Genomic DNA, 4,054 nt, shown 5'->3' with positions numbered 1-4,054 from the left:
CCGATTTTTATGTTTAAATATACCACAATTAGATAATGCTATAAAAGAGCTAAAAATATTTATAAGACAAAATACCGCATATTATAATCCAAATATTTCAAGCAAATCCATTCATCAAGCATTAGATATTTACGATTCCCCACAATACAACGCCGAAGTGGAGCGAATCATAAAAAAATACTGCAAAGAATGAGAGTGAATCTGTGGTGGAAAATTTATTTTTGGGAGTTTCCATAATGAAAAAATTATTTTATATGATGTTGTTATGTTGTATTTCTAGCGTAAATGCTGAACCACCTACATTAGCCGACACTTACTCTTGCACTAAAAGCGGAAGCACAAAGCAAAGCGTTGCTGAAACCTCTTTTATGCAAAATCCAATCAAATACTATAAAAGATGGGCTTTAGCTCATTGCTTAAAATACACTTCAAGCGTGGATAAAACTATGTCATCAGGCTGTGGCAAAAAAATGCCACAAGAGATAATAAACCTAGCACACATAGATAATATGACAAGGCTTTTGGGCAATGAGCCGTTAAGCGAATTAAAAACATATATGGAGAAGTATTATAGTGTTGCTATGGAGTATGAACATAAGGGCTATATAAATGCTTGCTTTGATTTGGTGTATGAAAATAAAGAATTTGACGCCGAAGTGGAGCGAATCGTAAAAAAATACTGCAAAGAATGTGAGTAAGGAATCCAAATGCCAAAGTATAGACAACAAAGCGTGATGATGAAAAATTTAATATGTGTTAAGGGGTAAATATGGCAAAAAATAAGCAATTAGTTTCTAGTGAATCTAAAATCACACCCAAAACTTTGCGTAAAGATTCGCGCCAAAATCCTGTGCGATTAAAGCTCATTCATAGCACGGCAAGTCGGGCGCGGTTTTCGTATGCGCTGCATAAAGGCGGGGCGATTCAAGCAATGCCTTTGCGTTTGGCTGTGGAGGCGATAGATGGCGTGAAAGGCGTGCGTGTCAATGATATTTTGCATAATATTATCATTAGCTATGAGGGAGGGCAGGGCGAGCTAGCGCGCCTCACAAGTGAGATTTTCAGCGCGCTTACAAACTTGCTCACCACTTCAAAGCGCAAGGTTTCAGAATCTAGCATTTTTGCTTTGCGCGATGAGATTCCTAGCTCTGCTGAAGTCGTGCGCTCCGCTACCGCGCTTATTAGCGAGCCTTTTATCACGCCATTTTTGCCAAAAGCCGCATTTAGCACAATCGCGGCATTTCCATTGCTAAAAAGTGGGGTAAAAGAGGCATTAAGCGAGGGCGTTACTTCGCGTGTGCTAGAGGCTCTTGCCGTGGCGATTTCGCTCTATCGCGCGGATTTTCGCACGGCAAATTCTACGAACTTTATGCTGACTTTGGGCGAATATATCGAAGAGATGACAATGTATAAAAGCGATGATTTGCTCCAAGAGCTTAGCAAGCCTCAAGGTGGCGAAGCGTGGGTAGAAAAGCAAGCAAATGGCAAAAGCGATTTGGTGCTAACTAAAAGTGAGGATTTGCAAATCGGCGATATTGTCGTGGTGGGTGCTGGGGATAGTATCCTAATCGATGGGCATATCATTTCAGGCGAAGCAATGGTAAATCAAATCTCAATGACAGGCGAAGCCACGCCCATAAAGCGCACGCGAGGCGATAGGGTGCTATCAGGCACAATCGTCCAAGAGGGCAAAATCAAAATCTGGGCAGAGAGTGTGGGTAGCCAAACCGCTACTGCGAGAATCAAAAACTATATCCAAGAAACGCTTACTCAAAAATCCGCCATTCAGCTCTCCGCCTCTAAAATGGCGGATTCTCTTGTGCCTATCACTTTGGGGCTTGCGATTCTCTCTTATGTGTTTAACCGCGATTTAACGCGCGTGGCTAGCGTGCTTCAAGCGGATTATTCCTGTGCGCTCAAACTTGCCACCCCTGTGGCGTTTAAGTCTGCCATCTCAAGTGCGGGCAAAAATGGAATCATCATCAAAGGCGCGAAAAGCCTAGAATCGCTCAATGAAGCCGAAATCTTTGTCTTTGATAAAACAGGCACGCTCACAAAAGGCGAACTTGAAGTCGTGCAAGTGCATAGCTTCTCGCCAAGCTGGGGCAAAGAGCAGATTTTAAACCTCTCTGCAAGCATTGAGGAGCATTATTTCCACCCTGTGGCTGAAGCGGTGGTAAAGGCGGCTAGGGAGCGAGAATTTAACCATATCCACCACGATGAAGTAACATTCATAGTCGCACACGGGGTCAAAAGCCAAATCAATGGCAAAGAAGTGCTCATTGGCAATCGGCATTTTTTAGAGGACGATGAGGGCGTGGATATGAGCGCGCACGAAGCCAAAATCAAGACACTTCTAGATTCTGGACATACGCCGTTATTTATCGGCTATGACGGGGAGTTGCTAGGACTTATCTTGCTAAAAGACACGGTGCGACACAACGCCAAAGAGGCATTAGCACGCTTGCGAAAAAGTGGCGTGAAGCAAATCATAATGCTAACAGGCGATGAGGAAAACAAAGCGCGTGAAATCGCAAATGAACTAGGAATCGATAGATTTTATGCCAAACTTTTGCCAACCCAAAAAGCAGAGATTTTAGAATCTATAATGAACGAAGGGCATAAAGTCGCCTTTGTAGGGGACGGAATCAATGACGCCCCCGCACTTATAAAGGCACACAGCGGAATCGGAATGTGCAAAGGGGCAGACATCGCCAAAGCAAGCGCAGACATTGTCCTACTAAAAGATGACATAGAATCCGTAGCAGACGCCAAAGAATACGCGCTAGAATGCCTAAGCAAAGTCAATAAAAATTTCAAAATCACCGTGGTGGTGAATAGCGCGATTTTAGCCCTAGCGACATTTGGGAAGCTCTCCCCCATACAAACGGCGTTTTTGCATAATGGCACGACAATAGGACTTCTGCTAAACGCGCTTCGTGGCATACACCTAAGGAAAAAATAATGCCTCTAATGCCCTTAGCGTTGATTGGCTGCGTGGTGCTGTTTTACAAAGTGGCAAGGGGGAGTGTGAAAAAATTGAGTGATAAAAGAGCGAAAAAATCTAACAAAAAGGAGCAACAATGACAACAAACACTAAAAAAACAAGCATAGCGAGCAAGTCTAGCACAAAATCTAGTATGGCAAAATCGAGCGCGACAAAACCGCGCACACTACAAGCGAGAAATACCACAAATACCGCAAGTAAGTCTAGCGTAAAATCTAGCGCGAGCAATGGCGCAAATAATAGCAAAAGAAATGGCGCAACAAATGGCGCAAATAATGGCGCGACACGCTTAAATGAGGCAAAATCAAAAGATTCTAAAACTTCAAGCCTAAGCCTAAAAACCCTGCAAGTCGCAGAGCTATTCACTTCGGTGGAATCTAAAAGAGAATTTGCCAAACTAGGAATGAGTGCTTCACTGCTTGTGTGCGTGGGGAGCGCGTTTTTTAAAGGCAACTTCGCGAGAAATCTGCATATCGCCTCTGGCGTGGCGTTGGTTGGGTTTAGCATTTGGCATCATAGCTTGTATGAGAAAAAATAATCTACGCTTGGTATGGAGCAACTTTTAAGCGCATTAGTGAAAAATATTGCAAAAAATGTGAGTGAATCTGTGCAAAAATTCTATTTTTGGGAGTCAAAATGATAAAAAAATTAGTAGCGTTGTGCGCGTTGATTGTTTGTGCAAGTATTATATATGCCCATGACTATGTAGCCTTTTATAATGCTAACGAATACCCCGAAATATACAAAAAACAGGGTAAAAAGTTTTATAGATTTTGGGGGCTTGATTATTGTTTAGGCTATTCAAAAAAAATACCCGGAAATACTATGATAGCTAATCGCTTAAGAGAGCAAGAAGCTATTTTACGGAATGTTGGAGGTAAGGAAGCGTTGGCAGAATTGAGAGATTATATTGATAAAAATGTGAGATTTAAAGACTTGTATTTTTGTATAGGAATGGTCTATGACTCCAAAGAATACCAAGATAAAGTCGAGCAAGTTATGAAAAAATACTGCAAAGAATGCGAGTGAATCTGTGCAAAAATTTTA

General features: G+C 42.1%; 5 protein-coding genes and 1 pseudogene. All 6 read left to right on the top strand.

Features of this window, described 5'->3' with window-relative positions; all coding sequences use genetic code 11:
* A pseudogene (locus ACWIUO_RS13500) lies at window positions 1-193 on the top strand (hypothetical protein); the annotation flags it as partial.
* Between the two features lie 43 nt (window positions 194-236).
* Window positions 237-698: a hypothetical protein gene (locus ACWIUO_RS13495; RefSeq protein WP_454178406.1), complete on the top strand. Its 462-nt coding sequence runs from the start codon at window positions 237-239 to the stop codon at window positions 696-698.
* Window positions 699-769: 71 nt separating this feature from the next.
* Window positions 770-2,965, top strand: coding sequence for a heavy metal translocating P-type ATPase (locus ACWIUO_RS13490; RefSeq protein ID WP_454178405.1), 2,196 nt, complete (start codon window positions 770-772; stop codon window positions 2,963-2,965).
* On the top strand, window positions 2,965-3,087 hold the full coding sequence (locus ACWIUO_RS13485) for a hypothetical protein (RefSeq protein WP_454178404.1): 123 nt from the start codon (window positions 2,965-2,967) through the stop codon (window positions 3,085-3,087). The genes ACWIUO_RS13490 and ACWIUO_RS13485 overlap by 1 nt, the downstream gene beginning before the upstream one ends.
* On the top strand, window positions 3,084-3,545 hold the full coding sequence (locus ACWIUO_RS13480) for a hypothetical protein (protein WP_454178403.1): 462 nt from the start codon (window positions 3,084-3,086) through the stop codon (window positions 3,543-3,545). The genes ACWIUO_RS13485 and ACWIUO_RS13480 overlap by 4 nt, the downstream gene beginning before the upstream one ends.
* A gap of 98 nt (window positions 3,546-3,643) precedes the next feature.
* Window positions 3,644-4,036, top strand: coding sequence for a hypothetical protein (locus ACWIUO_RS13475; RefSeq protein ID WP_454178402.1), 393 nt, complete (start codon window positions 3,644-3,646; stop codon window positions 4,034-4,036).
* Window positions 4,037-4,054 lie beyond the last annotated feature (18 nt).

The organism is Helicobacter sp. T3_23-1056 (genome assembly GCF_053654535.1).
The sequence above is the reverse complement of the archived record's forward strand: the minus strand, read 5'-3'. Positions and strand labels throughout refer to the sequence as shown.